Source organism: Glycomyces sp. L485, from assembly GCF_022548875.1.
Lineage (GTDB): Bacteria > Actinomycetota > Actinomycetes > Mycobacteriales > Micromonosporaceae > Glycomyces.
On the sequence record NZ_JAKZEW010000001.1, the window covers coordinates 173,000 to 188,605 of the forward strand.

The following is a 15,606-nucleotide window of genomic DNA, read 5'->3' on the forward strand; positions in this document are numbered from 1 at the left end:
CAAGGTGAGCCGCTTCCGCCGAACCACCGAACGAGCGCGACGAATGTGGATCGGCATGCGCCTCAAACCGCACGCCGAACGCGCGGGGGACGGCCGCGACGAGGACGAGCCCGACATCCCCATGCCGTCCGCAGGCGACCTGCCCCCCGAGATCGCCGAGACCAACGGTGAGGCCGACGAACCCCGATACGTCCCCACCGGCCTCGCAGTCGGCGCTGCCTGGTCCTGGCGCATGCTCGTCATCGCGATAGCCGTCGCGGCGGTGCTGTGGCTGCTCAGCCACGTCGCCGTAGTGGTCATCCCCATCGCGGTCTCGTTCCTGCTGGCGGCGATGCTCCAGCCCATGGCGGGCTGGCTGATCCGCCACGGCTGGAACAGGTCGCTGGCCTCGATCCTCGTACTCGTGGCCGGACTCGCCGTCGTCAGCGCCGTGTTGACATTCGTGGTGGACCAGTTCATCAGGGGCATTCCCGACTTCTACGAACAGATCACCGTGGGCCTGAGCCAAGCCCAAGAGTGGCTGGAGAGCGGCCCGTACGGACTCGACGGCGAGGACATGGCCGAGATCCTCGCCAACATGCAGACCAACATCGGTGACTGGTTCCGTGAGAACCAGGACACGCTCGTCCAGAGCGGCCTGGACATCGCCGGCTCGACCGCCTCGGGCCTCGGCTACTTCTTCACCGGTCTGTTCCTGGTGCTGTTCAGCACCTACTTCTTCATGCGCGACGGCCACAAGATCTGGCACTTCCTGACCGGCATGATGCCGCGGGCCGCGCGCGAGCCGCTGCGCTACGCCGGCGGCGCCGGCTGGTCGACGCTCGTGCAGTACATGCGCACCATGGTGATCGTCGCCGCGGTCGACGCGATCTTCATCGGCCTGGGCCTGTGGCTGCTCGACATCCCGCTCGCACTGCCGCTGGCGACGCTGGTGTTCCTCGGCGCGTTCGTCCCGATCGTCGGCGCCACGGTCTCCGGCGCCGTCGCCGTCGTCGTCGCCCTCGTCGGGACCGACAACGGCCTGGTGAACGCCCTGCTGGTGCTCGGCATCGTGCTGGTCGTCCAGCAGATCGAGTCGAACCTCCTGCAACCGGTCCTGATGAGCCGCGCGGTGAAGCTCCACCCGCTCGCGATCGTCCTGGCCGTCACCGGCGGCGGCTTCACCTTCGGGATCGTCGGCGCCCTCATAGCCGTCCCGCTGCTGGCCATCGTCAACGGCACGGTCCGCGCGCTCAACCGCTTCAGGGCCAGGCAGCGCGAGATCGAGGCCCAGGAGTCCGACAGCGGCGAGGACTCGATCGACGCCGGCGAGGAGTCGGTGGAACGACGGTGAGCACAGCCCTTGAAGTTCTCGACGCGGCCGTAGCCGCCACCCCCGGCGGCAGTTCGCGCGAAGGCCAGCGAACCATGGCCGAAGCGGTCGCCGAGTCCATCTCGTCGGGCCGCCACCTGCTCGTCCAGGCCGGCACCGGCACCGGGAAGTCCCTCGCGTACCTGTGCGCCGCGCTCGCGGCCGGCGAGACGGTCGTGGTCTCCACCGCGACGCTCGCGCTCCAGCACCAGCTCGTCGCCGTCGACCTGCCGCGCCTGGTCGAGGCCGTCGCCCCGATCCTCGGCCGCAAGCCCACGTTCGCGCTGTTCAAGGGCCGCCACAACTACGTGTGCAAGCACAAGATCGCCGGCGACGACGAAGAGGACGACGGAGCCCTCGAAGGCACTGAGGAACTCAAGTGGGCCGGGCAGCAGAAGTCGTTCGCCAAGCAGGTGCAGCGGCTGTTCGACTGGGCCAACGACACCGACACCGGCGACCGCGACGACCTCGAACCGGGCGTGAGCGACCGCGCCTGGCGCCAGGGATCGACCTCGGCGACCGAATGCGTCGGCGCGAACAACTGCCCGCAGGGCTCGGACTGCTTCGCCGAGCTGGCCCGCTCGCGCGCACGCGAGGCGGACATCGTCGTCACCAACCACGCGCTTCTGTCGATCGACATGATGCACGGCCGCACGGTTCTGCCCGAGCACACCGTGCTCATCGTCGACGAGGCGCACGAACTGGTCGACCGGGTCACCTCCGCGGCCCGCGCCGAGCTGAGCCCCGCGCGTCTGCGCTGGCTGGCCCAGCGCGGCCGGCGCCTGATCGACGCCGACGTGGCCGACCAGCTGCGCGAGGCCGCCGAGTCGCTCGAGAACGCGCTGAACATGGCCGGCGAGCGGCGGTTCCCCGACGAGCTGCCCGCGCCGCTGACGGAGTCGCTCCACCTCATCAACAGCGCCTGCGTCAAGGCCACGACCGTCCTGGGCACCCTCGACGCCGAGACGAAGAAGCATCTGAGCACGCAGCAGCTCAAGGCCGGGCTCACCGAGACGCAGACGACCGCCGGGCGCTGCGCCGCGCCCTCGGCCGACGACGTGATCTGGGCCGAGCCGAACGGCCCGCAGCTGGTGGCCGCGCCGCTGTCGGTCGGCGGCATGCTCTCGGAGCGGCTGTACGAGGATCGAACCGTCGTCGCCACGTCGGCGACGCTCACGCTCGGCGGGAAGTTCGACACCGTCGCCCGCGGCCTGGGCCTGCCCGACGACGGCGAGGACTGGACCTCGCTCGACGTCGGCTCCCCGTTCGACTACCGCAAGCAGGGCATCCTCTACGTCGCCTCCGGGCTGCCGAGGCCGACCGCCTCGGGGCTGTCCGAGGAGACCGGCAAGGAGCTGCTGCGCCTGGTCGAGGCCAGCCGGGGCGCAGCCCTGGGCCTGTTCTCCTCCAAGCGCGCCGCCGAGGCCGCCGCCGAGCTGCTGCGCGCCCACGTCGACTTCGACATCCTCCTCCAGGGCGAGGAGACGCTCGGGAGCCTCGTCAAGCGCTTCAAGGAGGAGGAGTCGACGTGCCTGCTCGGCGTCATGAGCCTGTGGCAGGGCGTCGACGTGCCCGGCATGACCTGCCGCCTGGTCGTGGTCGACCGGATCCCGTTCCCGCGCCCGACCGAGCCCCTGACCGCCGCCCGTGCGGAGGCCGCCGACAAAGCCGGGCGCTCGGGATTCGCCGAGGTCTCGGTGCCGTCCGCGGCCATCCGGCTCGCCCAGGGGGCCGGGCGGCTCATCCGGCGCACCACCGACCGCGGTGTCGTCGCGATCCTCGACTCGCGGCTGGAGACCAGCCGCTCCTACGGCCGCTTCTTGAGGGACTCGCTGCCGCCGATGTGGTACACGACGAAGTCCGACTCCGTCATGGGCGCGCTCGGACGTCTCGCGGAAAAGCAAGGTGAACAAAAGGTGAATTCATAGTGAATTGAAGTGTAACCGCAGCTTAGAGCGGTTACGTGTACCTGCACACAGCTTCATTCGACCTATTGGGTTCTGTTCACCAGGGTGTTACCTTCGGCTGGACGATTTCCAGCCCTCCTGTGACTGAATCGGTACAGTGAGGACAGCCCGACGACTGAAAGACCGAGGTGCCCAGTGCGCTTCTCTCTGAAACCTCAAGAAGGCGCGTTCTACGCCTTCTTCACCGAAGCCGCAGGGAACATCAAGCGCGGCGTCACGATCCTCTCCGAGCTGGGTGACGACAAGCCCGACTTCCAATCCATCTCCGAACGCCTCGTCGACGTCGAGCACGACAACGACCAGCTCACCCACCGGCTGTTCAACAAGATCAACTCCACGTTCGTCACGCCGATGGACCGCAACGACATGCACGAGCTGGCCGGCAAGCTCGACGACGTCCTCGACCACGTCGAGGCCGCCGCCAACCTCGTCTACCTCTACGGGCTGTCCGAACTCCCGGCCATCCCCCGCGAGATGATCGAGCAGATCACGGTCCTCGACTCCCAGGCCGACCTGCTCGCCGAGTACATGCCCAAGCTCAAGGGCCTCAACTCCTCGATGAAGGAGTTCTGGGTCGAGTGCAACCGCCTCGAGAACGACGGCGACCGCGCCTACCGCATGCTGCTGGTTCGGCTCTACTCCGGCGAGTACGAGACCCTGACCGTCATGAAGCTCAAAGAGGTCGCCGACGAGCTCGAAGCCGCCTGCGACTCCTTCGAGCACGTCAGCAACGTGATCGAAGCCGTGTACGTCAAGGAATCCTGACGTGGACGCCAATCTCATAGCAGTGGTCGTGGCTATCGCCGCGGCCCTTCTCTTCGCCTACACCAACGGCTTCCACGACTCGGCGAACGCCATCGCCACCTCCATCTCCACCCGGGCGCTCAAACCCCGGACCGCCCTGGCGATGGCCGCGGTCGGCAACTTCGTCGGCGCCCACCTCGGCGCCGCCGTCGCCAAGACCGTCGCCGACGGCCTCGTGGACCTCCCCGTCTCGATGACCGGCCTGGTCATCGTCATCGCCGGCGTGCTCGGCTCCATCGGCTGGAACTACGTCGCCTGGTGGTTCGGCTGGCCGATCTCCGCCTCGCACTCGCTGCTCGGCGGCGTCGCCGGCGCGACGCTCGCCGCCAGCTGGTTCGTAGGCGGCGCCCAGGTCATCTGGATGGGCTTCCTCGAGAAGGTCGCGATCCCGACCATCGTCTCGCCCCTCGTCGGCTTCGGATTCGGCTTCCTGGTGATGCTCGCCGTCTACTGGGTCTTCCGCAAGGGCCGGCCCGACAAGCTCAACCGCGGTTTCCGCCACGCCCAGTCCGTGTCGGCCGCCGCGATGGCCATCGGACACGGCATGCAGGACGCGGCCAAGACCATGGGCATCATCGTGCTCGCCCTGTACGTCGGCGGATACCAGGACTCCAGCACCGAGATCCCCGAGTGGGTGTACATCGTCTCGGCGGTCGCGCTCGCGCTCGGCACCTACGCCGGCGGATGGCGCATCATCAAGACCCTCGGGCGCCGCATCATCGACCTGCACCCGCCGCAGGGCTTCGCCGCCGAGACCGTGGCCTCCGCGGTGCTGTTCGGCAACACCCTCATCGGTGCGCCGATCTCGACCACGCACATCATCACCTCCTCGATCATGGGCGTCGGCTCGACCGGCGGCAAGCGGGCCGTCAGATGGGGCGTCGCGCGCACCATCGTCATGGCGTGGATCCTCACCTTCCCCACAGCAGGGATCGTGGGCGCGCTCATGTACTTCCCCGTCAGCTGGATCTTCTAGATTCGCAGAATGCTCTAGGCCCGGCCCCACGCTTCAGCTAGCGTGGGGCTATGTCCATCCAGCGCTACGGGAAGTGGGACTTCAGGGCGGTCGACCGCGATGCCGCGGCCCGGGCCCGGGCCCGTCTCCAAGAGCAGGGCGCGCCGGCCGAGCCCGAGCGCGCCGCCGCGGTCGTCCTCCTGAGAGAGGCGCCGCTGCGCGTCTTCCTGCTGCGGCATACCGCCAAGGAGCCGTTCGGCGCGGTCGCCGAAGGCGAGCACGCGCCGCTCGAGACGGTGCGTGAACGCTGGGCCGACGCCGAGGCGGACTACGGCTCCGCAGGCGAACGGCATCGGCGCGGCAGCCGCTACGGCTTCCCGGGCGGGCGGTTCAAACCCGACGACCCCGACGTGGCGATGACCGGCGTCCGCGAGGTCGAGGAGGAGACCGGCGCGATGGTGGCGCTCCAGCGTGCCTGGTCGAGGTGGGTCACCCCCGAGTACGAGCCGGTGCGCTTCGACGCCTGGATCTATGTCGCCACCCTCGCCGAGGGCTTCCAGCCGCGCATCCGCGCGCGCGAACCGGAATACATGACGTGGATCGGCCCTGAGCAGGCCGTCTGCCAGTACGGCGGCCAGATGTCGATGCCGGAGGCCACCACCTTGGCGGAACTGAGCCGCTACTCGACCGTCGGCGAGGTCTTCGCCGCAGCCGAGCAGCGCGACATGTCGCCGATCCTGCCGCGGCTGGGCACCGGATGGGACCACCCGCGCCTCGTGCTGCCCGGTGAAGAGGGCTACCCGGAGGCGTCCCTCTCGCACCTCTGAGCTAACCGAGCCGTTTCGCCCACTGGACGTCGGACCGGGCGATCCCGAAGCCCTGCGAGCGGTACAGCTCGACGGCGCGGGCGTTCGACTCGTCGGTGTACAGCTCGACCTGATGGATCCCGTGAGTCGCCAGATGCGCCAGGCCCGCGAGCGTCAGGGTCTTGCCGAGCCCGGTGCCTTGGGCGCGCGGGTCGACGCCGAGGACGTAGATCTCGCCGACGCCGCCCTCGATCTTCGTCCAGTGGAAGCCGAGCAGCCCGTCGGCGTCCTCGGCGACGAGGAGCCCCTCGGGGTCGAACCAGGTCTCCTCCTGGCGGGCCCGCAGATCCTCGATCGTCCAGCGCCCCTGTTCGGGGTGGTGCGCGAACGCGGCGGCGTTGACCCGCAGCCACTCGTCCTCATCCTCACCGACCTCGAAGTCCCGCAACGACACCCCTGCGGGCAGGCTCACCGCCGGGCCGGTGCCCCGCGGCCAGTTCCCGGCCGTGCTCGAGGGCCACGACGAGGGCCATTCGAAGCCCTCCAAATCGCGACTGAGTTTGAAGAGCACTCGGTCGCGGATAAAACCCTCCGAAGTGGCCAAAGCGGTCGCAGCGGGCAGATCGCCGTGTGCCCAGACCTTCAGTGAAGTGATTTCCGCCTCAAGTGAAGCGACGACCTCCCGCAGCAACGCGCGCCCCACACCACGCCTGCGATGGTCCGGATCGACCGCCAACTCCACTCCTGCGGCCTCCCCGACGATCTCCACACCGGCATAGCCGATGATCGTTTCATCATGGGGCGCAATGAAATGTCTGAACTCTGGAGACGGGGGACGGTGGAGCGCGAGCGTCGTCTGCTCGTTGAACGGCTCGATGTCGTCGACCTCGACGCACCGGAGCGCAAGGGTAACGATCTTGTGAACATCCCGACCCGAGAGTGAAGAGTGTTGCGGCATTCAGCTACTCTAGGTGCCGGGACTCAGCACCGTGCCGGGGTGCTGAGTCCCTCTATCTTTTCCGGAGACTTCTCCTCACCGCCTGTTGTGGCGGCGGTGATCCAGCACAGGTCGCCAGTGGGCCGGGCACAGCATCGAGACGCTGCCGCGGATCTACTCGAAGTGCATCGACGGCAGCGCGAAGCCTATGAAGCGCATCCTCGAAATGACGCCCTCCGACGACCCCGACGAACAGGGCGAAGACAGCAAGGAATTCTGACCGGCGAGCCGGAATCGGCCCTCCCCGGTCGGACTCAACCGGATTTCCCGAGACAGTCCAAAAACAGCCCTTGGTCAAGGTTTCCCCTGGCCAAGAGCTGTTTTCGCTGGAATTGCGGAGAGGGTGGGATTCGAACCCACGGTAGGTTTTGACGCCTACGGCGGTTTTCAAGACCGCTGCACTAGTCCACTATGCGACCCCTCCAGGCCCTCAGGGCAACCGCAAATCTACCAAACGGTCAGCGGTGCTCGGTCTGCACGCAGCAGGTGGCGCAGGTGCCGCACCCGTCGATGGTGAAGGCCAGGCAGCAGGTGTGGCGCTGGTAGACCAGGCGGCCGTCGGCGTCGGTGGCGATGTCGACCAGGTCGGCGACGTCGAAGGCCTCAAGGAGATTCTTCGCTACGACTTCGGCCGGCTCGCGGCCGGCGCTGGAGCAGGTTGCGGTGGCGTAGGCGATCCCCGAGGCCAGAGAGCCGAGCAGGGTGCGGCGCCCGATGCGGACCTCGCGCCGGATCGACTCCAGGACCGGGTCGAGGTGCCGATCGAACAGCGACTCGCGCATGCGCTCCAGCAGGACCGCCTCGTCGGCGGCGACCTCGACGCCGGGTGCCGTGGCCGTCGCGTCGTGGTCCAGCACCAGGAACCTCGGGCGGAGCTGCCTTCCTGAGAACATCGGCTCGCCCTCGGCGACGGTGAACACGAAGTTTTCGGCCTCCAGCAACGGCACGCGCCGGGCGGCGATGTAGCCGAGGACCGCAGGGAGGACCACCCAGTAGCAGTAGGTCTTCCACGCGAGCGCGGCCGAGGCGTGCGGTGAACCGCCCCAAAGGCGCGCGGAGCCGGCCAGGAGTTCGGTGACACGGCTGCCGTCGGACAGCTCGGCGCCGGAGAACTCGACGCCGTCCACGGTGCCGCCGTCGAGCCAGGGGCGCAGACCCATGAGCGGTCGCGGTCCGTGGAGGCGTTCGACGTGGTCGGCGGCGGTGCGCAACGGCGCGGCCAGGTCCGGCAAGAAAGGGTGTCGCGGGACGAGTCCCCGCAGGCCGGGGCGCTGGAGATCGACGGCGGCGCTCAGCACGTCACGACCTCGGCATCCATCTGCGACCCCTCTCAAGTAAGGCTGGGCTAACCTTACCTGACTCGAACCGCCGAATGTCACGGAGCCGACAGGCGAATCGAGAGCGGGAGACAGAAAAGCGAGGTGCTGCAGCGGTGAGCGTCGCCGAGTGGGATGAGTTTCACAGCACCTCGCCTCTCCGATTCGATTCTGCGCTCGAAACGGTGCCGACCGTCGCACGCGCTGTGCGACCGAACTGGGAGTTCTCCGAAGAATCTGGCACTCTGACTCCCATGACCACTCGCACCGAGACCGAAGCGACCTCGCGGCCCGTCTTCACTCCGCGAGTCCTGCGCCGCGAGATCATCATCGTGCTCGCGCTGTCGCTGGGCGCCTCGGCGGTCTGGGCGGTCGTCGACATCATGGGGACGCTGACGCAGCCGGGCGGCCTCGCGGAGGCGACCGAGTCCATGAACGGCTCGCTCGCCGAGCCTGAGCGCCCCTGGCTCGACCTGACGATGCAGCTCGTGCGCCTCGCCGTCGCGATGGCCCCAGTGGCGCTCGCGCTGCACCTGCTCAGCCTCGACCGGGGTGCTCCGTTCCGCCTCATCGGACTCGACCGGACGCGCCCGGCCTTCGACCTCGCCGGCGGTGCGGCGCTCGCCGCCGCGATCGGCATCCCCGGAATCGCCCTCTACCTCACTGCCAAGGCACTGGGCCTGAACGCGACGATCGCGGCCGCGAGCCTCAACGATGTGTGGTGGGCGGTCCCGATCCTCGTCCTCGCCGCCGTGAAGAACGCCCTCGTCGAGGAGGTCATCGGCGTGGGGTATCTGGTGACGCGTCTGCGCCAACTGGCCTGGAGCCCGGTCGCGATCGTGGTGTCGCACTCGCTGCTCCGAGGCACGTACCACCTCTACCAGGGCATCGGCGGCTTCGTGGGCAACGCGGTGATGGGCGCGGTCTTCGCCCTCGCCTTCCTGCGCTGGAAACGCACCGGTCCCCTGGTGGTGGCCCACACGATCCTCGACATCGCCGCCTTCGTCGGCTACCTCCTGGTCGCGCCCCATGTGGGCTGGCTCTGACGGACCGGAGCCCGCCTCGCCGACCTCGACCGGTGCCGGTATGCTCGTTTCTCGGTACGTGCCAAGACCGACAGGTATCGGCATGTCCCGGAGGATTCGCATAGTGGCCTAGTGCGCCCGCCTGCTAAGCGGGTTTCGGGTGATACCCGATCATGGGTTCAAATCCCATATCCTCCGCCACTTTTGCGTGTAGCGACGTACATGACCTGCGGGGACACTGTCACAAGGGACAGTGTTCCCGCAGTCGTCTTCGAACATCCGCGACTGTATACGAAACGCCGACGTTCGAGTCCTCTGACCTGCTGAAACACTGCTTGTCTGACTCTTCGTCGCCAGTTGTGTACAGCGCCGTCCAGTGGTCGCCAGTCAGGTTTCCGCCAAATACCCGCCAAAGTTTTGCAGCGAAGGCGACCGTTGTTCGGCATCCTTCACGTTATGATGAAATCTCCGACCTGTATCCCATAGTTTGAGACCACTTGGATATGTGGGCGTTCTGCCAGCAGAAACATCAGGAATCGGGTCACGGGAATCTTTTGCTCCTTCGAAGCGGGTGAGGTCATCCGGCACGTCGGGCATGCCCGGCAGCTCCTTGAACGGGTTGACGGAGGCAGTATGGGCGCGGGCCCAGGCGAGCCATGCGCGAGCAGATTCGGTTTGGGCTGCTTGAGGATCCGCTGCTTCGATGTGCGCTTCGAGCTGGTCGCAATAGGCGGTGAGCAGGCGCCACCGCTCCAACGCCCGGGCTTGGCGGTCGAGTTCGCTTCCTAGGAAGGCCTGAACTGCCTGTGCTCGATTGCGGGTGGCGCTTGCTTCCCGGGTTTCCTGATGGGCGGCCCTTGCACCTGTTTCCGCTGCAGGTCGGTATGCGACTGGGGGAGCGTGATCTTGAGATGTCCGGCCTTAACCTGATCATTCGTCCGCGGAGACTTCTGGTCGATCGTGACCGCATAAATGCAATCGTCGATCGCGACCCGGACCACGCCTTCACGTGTGAGGCGAACCTGCTGCGTCTCCGATTGGATGGCGACTCCGTGACTGGACTGGTCGCCGACCTCCCATCCGCGTTCGACTGCGGCCTGGGCGAGGCCCTGCAGAATGCAGAGACCGCGGTGGCGTACGTCGCCCGGCATGGTCATCCGCTCACTGTCGTCCCGGAGCCGGGCGATGACCGGGTGGGGCCGGTCCAGTCGGTCAGAGACCGCGACTGGCGGGAGCGTTCCGGCTTGATGCCGGGCAGCGGTGGGGTGGACCGTGGCGACGAGCCGGATGATCATCGTGCTCGCTGAGGGATGGCCGCATTCGATCTGGTGGCCCTCCGTTGGCCGTTGCTGATCGCAACTGCTGCTAGGAGGATCGTAGGTGGAGCGCACTCGTCCGTTGAACGAACATCAGCTCAAGGTTCTCGGTCTCGTCGGTGGTGGCGATGACCTCAGCGGTGATGCTTCGGTGGGGCTTCGGAACACCGCCAGGGCGCTGCAGTCGCGCGGGTTGGTCTCGGTCAGCAGGCGCAGTGGCCGATGGCAGGCCCAGATCACCGAGGCCGGGCACTATTACCTCGAGCACGGCGTTCACCCCGAGGCCATGCTCCCAACCACAGCAGCGGATAGGACGCCACGACAGCGTGCCGACTGTGCCGATGATGCCGCGTCCAGGGCGAGTCCCCGGTATGGGCCGCCTGCGTTGAAGCGGCCGGCAGCAGCCGGTGAGCGGCAGCGTGACGCCGCTGCGCTCATCGAGCGGTTGCGCGAGGAGCGGATCGTGGACTTGCTGGGGTTGTCCGATGCCGAACGGGCCCGGTGGCGCAAGATCATCGACGGCCTCATCGGCGGTCATCTCGGCTGCCATGATGACCGTGGTTGCGTCGAAGACGCCGTATTCCTCGTAGTCGACGCATTCCTCGTCGACCGCCGGTGCCGGGTCGGCCGTGTCGTCGTTCTGGGCCGATCCGGGGTCGGCGGCCAGGTCGTCCTCGGGATCGTCGGCGGTGTCGAAGACGGTATCCGCCAAAAGCACGGCGACGGCTCCTTCAAGCTCGGCTGGATTTCCCCTTGTCGACGTTCTTTATCCTTACGCCGCAACGCTTTCCATGCCAGAACCGCCCCAGGAAGGGTAAGAACGGTCGCTGATACGACTGAGGCGATTGCGATCCAGTCCGAGGGGCTCATGAAATCAGGTTAGCGGAATCGGACTATTCGTGAATAACTCTGTGAGACAACAACTTCGAACGGTCTGAGGCAGCCGCGAACGGGGGTCCGACCTGGACCTCATCGTCTACGAGGAGCTCGACGACGGGACCCTCCAGCTCCTGGACGCGCCGGAGCCGATCCGTTCGAAGGGAGGATCGCGATGAGACTCCTGCCTGGTCGACACCTCCGCGGGCACGCTGCGTCGCGGCCGGGACGATCACCAAACTCGGCCTGGCGCAGGCGATGATCGAACGCGCCCGAGCACTGGGTTGCCGTTCGACCGGCGGCCGCATCGCCGCACCCTGCGGTGAACTGTCCACCCGTTAAGCGACGAATGGCGGGGCTCAGGACCAGAGTGTCGCGAGTGGAGCCGCCGCGATCTTCTCGTCCAGGGTGAAGACCTGCGGTCCGGTGTGCAGGACCGCACCTCCGATGAAACGATCGCCGTATTCGTCGCGAAGCCATATGAGGTGCTTGGCGTCTCGGCGGGTCGGCGCGCTGTTGGCCTTGATCTCGAAGGCGAAGATTCGGCCGCCGCCGTATTCGGCGATGAGGTCGACCTCGTGTCTGCCGGCGTCGTGGCGCAGATGGAACAGGCGCGGGGTGCTCTCGCAGGAGGAGAGCTGGGAGCGCAGCTGTGCCATGGCGAGGGTGTCGATGATCCTTCCCAGGAGGTCGCCATCGGTGAGCAGGCCGTCGGAATCGACACGGAGTGCGGCGAGCGCGAGGGAGGGGTCGACGATGTAGCGTTTCGGTGCCCGTGCCAGGCGCTTGAGCCGGTTGGTCCACCATGCCGGCACCGTATCGACTACCAGGAGGTTGCGCAGGAGGCCCTCGTAGGCATCGCCCGACTTGCGATTGACACCTGCGGCCTCAGCGATCGCCGTCTGGTCGACGACTCCGGCGGTGTTGAGGCAGAACGCCTCGAAATAGCGGCGAAGCAGGTGCGGATCGCGCTGTTCTCCCACGCTGGCGGCATCGCGAGTGAGGAGCTGATCGATATAGCTCTGGAGCCATGGGCCGTGTTCGGAGGCCGGCAGGCGGAGCACTGGCAGCGGGAAGCCGCCAGTCGCAGCGAGTTCGGCGTAGTTGCGCAGGTCCAATCTTTCGCCGTTGCCTGGAGTGGCGAACCCTTCGACGCCTTGGCGCGCGAGCCGGTCGAGCAGAGGTACGGCAGGCAGCTTGCCCTGGATCTCGGCGACTGTCATTCCGTACATCGGAATCCGCAGTAGGCGGCCGGTTCCGGGCCAGGTTTCGGCGTCGAGATCGCCGCGGACCGAGCCGGTTACGATGAATCGGCCGGGGCGCGGATCGGTGTCCACTGCGCGCTTGACTGCTCCGAGGACCTGTGGTGCGAGCTGCCATTCGTCGATCAGAACTGGTTCGGGCAAGCCGCGCAACAGTGCGTCCGGATCCGCTTCGGCCACGGCGGCTTGGCGTTGCTCGTCGAGGCGGATGACCGTTTTCGAGAATCTGGCGGCTGTGGTGGTCTTGCCGCTAGCACGCGGGCCGACCAGCAGTATGGCGCCGTGATGTCGCAGTCGCTGGCTGAGCAGGTCGTCGATGAGTCTTGGCTGGTATTCGGGCTGCATGCGACAATGATACCCAGATTACGCGCTACTCTCTGGTCATATTACCCGCGTGTCGACTCCCATATTACGCAAGCGTCACTGGCCTCTGACGGCAACGGGTGGTTCCACGAGCGATGCTGGGCGGCTAGATCAGGGTCTCCCGGTCAGGTGGGTGAGCGAGGTCTGCGGCGGCCTCCAGGCCGCCGACACCACCAATGGCCGATGCCCGCAAGTCCCTCGTCGAGCCTGTTCGACCATCTGTGGCCGCCGAGTTTTCGCAGGTGGTCGGATGTTCGAGTGAAGAACCCGCAACCCGCCTCCCTAAGCGGGTTCCGGATGAAACCGATCGGGGGTTCGAATCCCCCATCCTCCGCCACAACCTCACGAATAGATGCCGATGACCTGCGGGAACACTGAGACAAAGGACAGTGTCCCCGTGGTCGGATCGAACTTCCGTCGATATGTACGAGTATTCGACATTCGAGGACTCTGACCTGCCAAAACGCTGCTTGTCGAACTTTGCATCTCCAGCTCCGTCCAGCGGTTGACAGCCGGTTTTCCGCCAATGTGGGTGGAACCTGTGCCGTTGCATTGCCAGGCACCCTATCTCGACTTCGGAAACGGTCGTTCTTTCCTGGGGCCGAAGAACTCTGGGCCGCGAATCGATTTATTCCGTAAACCGACCGAGCTGGTCAGGCAGGCGGTGGAAACACCGGTCGGCGGGTCGCTCGACCACACTGGCCCAGTCTCCACTAAACTACAGATTACTAAACTGTGGTTTAGTGAGAGGGGAGCTGTCATGGAGAAGCCGGCGTCCGTGTTCGATCGGCACCAGGAATGGGCCGGGCTCACGACCTTTCTCCCGGCAACGGGGTCCGCGGCGGGAGGAGCGACGCTTGGCGTCGTTTCGGGTCGTCGCCGTCAAGGCAAGAGTTACCTGCTCCGGGCCCTCGCCGAGGCGGCCCAGGGCGTGTACTTCGGCGCGACCGAGGCCACTGAAGCTGAGTCGATCCGCCAGTTCACGCGAGGCATCTCCCAGCAGACCGGCCACGTTCCCCAAGCCGATGTCCACACCTGGGACGAGGCGGTTCGCCACATGTTCGCCAGTGTTCAAGGCCGCCCCCGCCCTGTAGTGATCGATGAGTTCCCGTTCCTGACCGCCGCCTCGCCCGCTTTGCCTTCGATACTGCAACGGGAACTCGGACCGGGCGGTTCCGGTGCCGACAGCAGCGCACGCCTGATCCTCTGCGGCTCTGCGCTCTCCGTCATGGGGAAGCTCCTGTCAGGGACCGCCCCGTTGCGTGGCCGCGTCGGCCTAGAGCTGATCATTAGACCATTCGGCTACCGCGACGCCGCCGAGTTCTGGGGCATCGGCGACCCGCGCCTGGCAATGCTCGTGCATTCGGTCGTCGGCGGCACCCCTGCATACCGGTATGAGTTCAACCGCGGTGACGTACCGGCTGGACTGCAGGACTTCGATGCGTGGGTCACCCGTACCGTGCTCAATCCGCAGGTGCCTCTGTTCCGCGAAGCTCGCTACCTACTCTCCGAGGAGCCCGATATTCGGGACCTCGCTCTCTACCAGTCAGTGCTGGCCGCCATCGCCGCAGGCAACTGCACCAACGGCGGTATCGCGAACTACGTCGGCCGCAAGTCCGCCGAGATCGCCCACCCGCTCCGAGTGCTTGAGGATTGCGGTCTCATCGAGCGTTATCCGGACACCTTCGGCGCCAAACGAGTCCAATACCATATCAGCGAACCATTGATCACGTTCTATGAGGCGATCATGCGGACTCGATGGACGGCATTGGAGTCCGGCCGGGCCGCCCAGGTCTGGGAATCGGTTCAGCACACCTTCAAGACCCAGGTTCTGGGACCGCACTTCGAGGGCATTTGCCGCGCCTATGTTCGAGACCACGACCTGGAGATCCTTGGAGAGTTCGCGGATCGGGTCGGAAACGCCGTCGTCAACGACCCTGGCTCTCGCACCCAGATCGAGATCGACGTGGCGGTGACCGCCGCCGAGTCGACAGCGCGACGCCGGGTTCTAGCCTTGGGCGAGGCGAAATGGGGCGAAGTCATCAGCACCGGTCACCTCGACAGACTTCACAGAGCCCAATGGCTCCTCAACGAACGGAAATTCGACACCGCCGAGGCCCACCTCATGCTCTTCAGCGCAGCGGGTTTCACCGAAGAAGTCCAGGCGGCGGCCGCATCGAACCCGCGCCTCCATCTCGTCGGCATCGAGGATCTTTACCTGGATGGAATCTGACTGATCACAACCGGTGGCGGGCTCGCCTGCTAAGCGGGTTCCGGATGAAACCGGTCGGGGTTCGAATCCCCCATCCTCTGCCAAACAGCCCGTTGACCTGCGTCAATTCAGCGTCGACGGGCTTTCTTCCTTTTCCGATATCAGCCGTTCCCGTCTGGTCTCGTCTCCCTGCTTGCGGTGCGGTCCTATCGAGTTGCCATTGACCCTGGTCGGCGGCCGGCGGCATCATTCCATGGACGCATTGCGGGGCAGCTGATGCCCAGATTCTCCGCGAGTGATCCAGGGCCGGATCGAGGTCACCGGCCCCGGCGAGGCGAGCCTGTTCCGCGGTGGCC

General features: G+C 66.5%; 13 protein-coding genes and 2 tRNA genes. 9 read left to right on the forward strand and 6 right to left on the reverse strand.

Features of this window, described 5'->3' with window-relative positions:
- Nucleotides 1-55: 55 nt before the first annotated feature.
- The 5 genes from L0U85_RS00835 (at nucleotide 56) to L0U85_RS00855 (ending at nucleotide 5,904) form a co-directional block, all read left to right on the forward strand.
- Nucleotides 56-1,333, forward strand: a complete 1,278-nt coding sequence (locus tag L0U85_RS00835; protein WP_241375712.1) for an AI-2E family transporter — start codon at nucleotides 56-58, stop codon at nucleotides 1,331-1,333.
- Nucleotides 1,330-3,279, forward strand: a complete 1,950-nt coding sequence (locus L0U85_RS21000; protein WP_241375713.1) for an ATP-dependent DNA helicase — start codon at nucleotides 1,330-1,332, stop codon at nucleotides 3,277-3,279. Before L0U85_RS00835 ends, L0U85_RS21000 begins: the two co-directional genes overlap by 4 nt.
- Nucleotides 3,280-3,453: 174 nt before the next feature.
- Nucleotides 3,454-4,083 (forward strand): DUF47 family protein, encoded by a 630-nt coding sequence (locus L0U85_RS00845; protein ID WP_241375714.1) that lies wholly within the window; start codon nucleotides 3,454-3,456, stop codon nucleotides 4,081-4,083.
- 1 nt (nucleotide 4,084) lies between these two features.
- Complete coding sequence (locus L0U85_RS21005) at nucleotides 4,085-5,098, forward strand: inorganic phosphate transporter (RefSeq protein WP_241375715.1); 1,014 nt, start codon at nucleotides 4,085-4,087, stop codon at nucleotides 5,096-5,098.
- Between the two features lie 50 nt (nucleotides 5,099-5,148).
- Nucleotides 5,149-5,904 (forward strand): NUDIX domain-containing protein, encoded by a 756-nt coding sequence (locus tag L0U85_RS00855; protein ID WP_241375716.1) that lies wholly within the window; start codon nucleotides 5,149-5,151, stop codon nucleotides 5,902-5,904.
- Between the two features lies 1 nt (nucleotide 5,905).
- Here the strand turns inward: L0U85_RS00855 and mshD are convergent, their stop codons facing one another.
- The 3 genes from mshD to L0U85_RS00870 form a co-directional block, all read right to left on the reverse strand.
- On the reverse strand, nucleotides 5,906-6,841 hold the full coding sequence (gene mshD / locus L0U85_RS00860) for a mycothiol synthase (RefSeq protein ID WP_241375717.1): 936 nt from the start codon (nucleotides 6,839-6,841) through the stop codon (nucleotides 5,906-5,908).
- 374 nt (nucleotides 6,842-7,215) lie between these two features.
- Nucleotides 7,216-7,304: transfer RNA gene (locus tag L0U85_RS00865), tRNA-Ser, on the reverse strand.
- Between the two features lie 34 nt (nucleotides 7,305-7,338).
- The gene (locus L0U85_RS00870; protein ID WP_241375718.1) at nucleotides 7,339-8,178 is read right to left on the reverse strand and encodes a ferric iron reductase; all 840 of its coding nucleotides are present in this window, start codon (nucleotides 8,176-8,178) and stop codon (nucleotides 7,339-7,341) included.
- A gap of 272 nt (nucleotides 8,179-8,450) precedes the next feature.
- Between L0U85_RS00870 and L0U85_RS00875 the strand changes: the two genes are divergently transcribed.
- Nucleotides 8,451-9,242, forward strand: a complete 792-nt coding sequence (locus L0U85_RS00875; protein ID WP_241375719.1) for a CPBP family intramembrane glutamic endopeptidase — start codon at nucleotides 8,451-8,453, stop codon at nucleotides 9,240-9,242.
- A gap of 89 nt (nucleotides 9,243-9,331) precedes the next feature.
- Nucleotides 9,332-9,422, forward strand: a tRNA-Ser gene (locus L0U85_RS00880).
- A gap of 186 nt (nucleotides 9,423-9,608) precedes the next feature.
- On the opposite strand, the gene L0U85_RS00885 is transcribed toward L0U85_RS00880, so the two are convergent.
- Nucleotides 9,609-9,977 carry a hypothetical protein gene (locus tag L0U85_RS00885; RefSeq protein WP_241375720.1) on the reverse strand — a complete coding sequence of 123 codons (369 nt, stop codon included), beginning with the start codon at nucleotides 9,975-9,977 and terminating at the stop codon, nucleotides 9,609-9,611.
- 101 nt (nucleotides 9,978-10,078) lie between these two features.
- Here L0U85_RS00885 and L0U85_RS00890 point away from each other — a divergent pair, with 101 nt between their 5' ends.
- The gene (locus tag L0U85_RS00890; protein WP_241375721.1) at nucleotides 10,079-10,528 is read left to right on the forward strand and encodes a hypothetical protein; all 450 of its coding nucleotides are present in this window, start codon (nucleotides 10,079-10,081) and stop codon (nucleotides 10,526-10,528) included.
- Between the two features lie 58 nt (nucleotides 10,529-10,586).
- Here L0U85_RS00890 and L0U85_RS00895 read toward each other — a convergent pair whose 3' ends face one another.
- Together L0U85_RS00895 and L0U85_RS00900 are read right to left on the reverse strand one after the other, a co-directional pair.
- Nucleotides 10,587-11,255, reverse strand: coding sequence for a hypothetical protein (locus L0U85_RS00895; protein WP_241375722.1), 669 nt, complete (start codon nucleotides 11,253-11,255; stop codon nucleotides 10,587-10,589).
- Between the two features lie 517 nt (nucleotides 11,256-11,772).
- Nucleotides 11,773-13,020, reverse strand: a complete 1,248-nt coding sequence (locus L0U85_RS00900; RefSeq protein WP_241375723.1) for a DUF4143 domain-containing protein — start codon at nucleotides 13,018-13,020, stop codon at nucleotides 11,773-11,775.
- 550 nt (nucleotides 13,021-13,570) lie between these two features.
- Between L0U85_RS00900 and L0U85_RS00905 the strand changes: the two genes are divergently transcribed.
- A complete protein-coding gene (locus L0U85_RS00905; RefSeq protein ID WP_241375724.1) occupies nucleotides 13,571-15,271 on the forward strand; it encodes an ATP-binding protein in 1,701 nt (566 codons plus the stop codon).
- The last annotated feature ends 335 nt before the right edge of the window (nucleotides 15,272-15,606 follow it).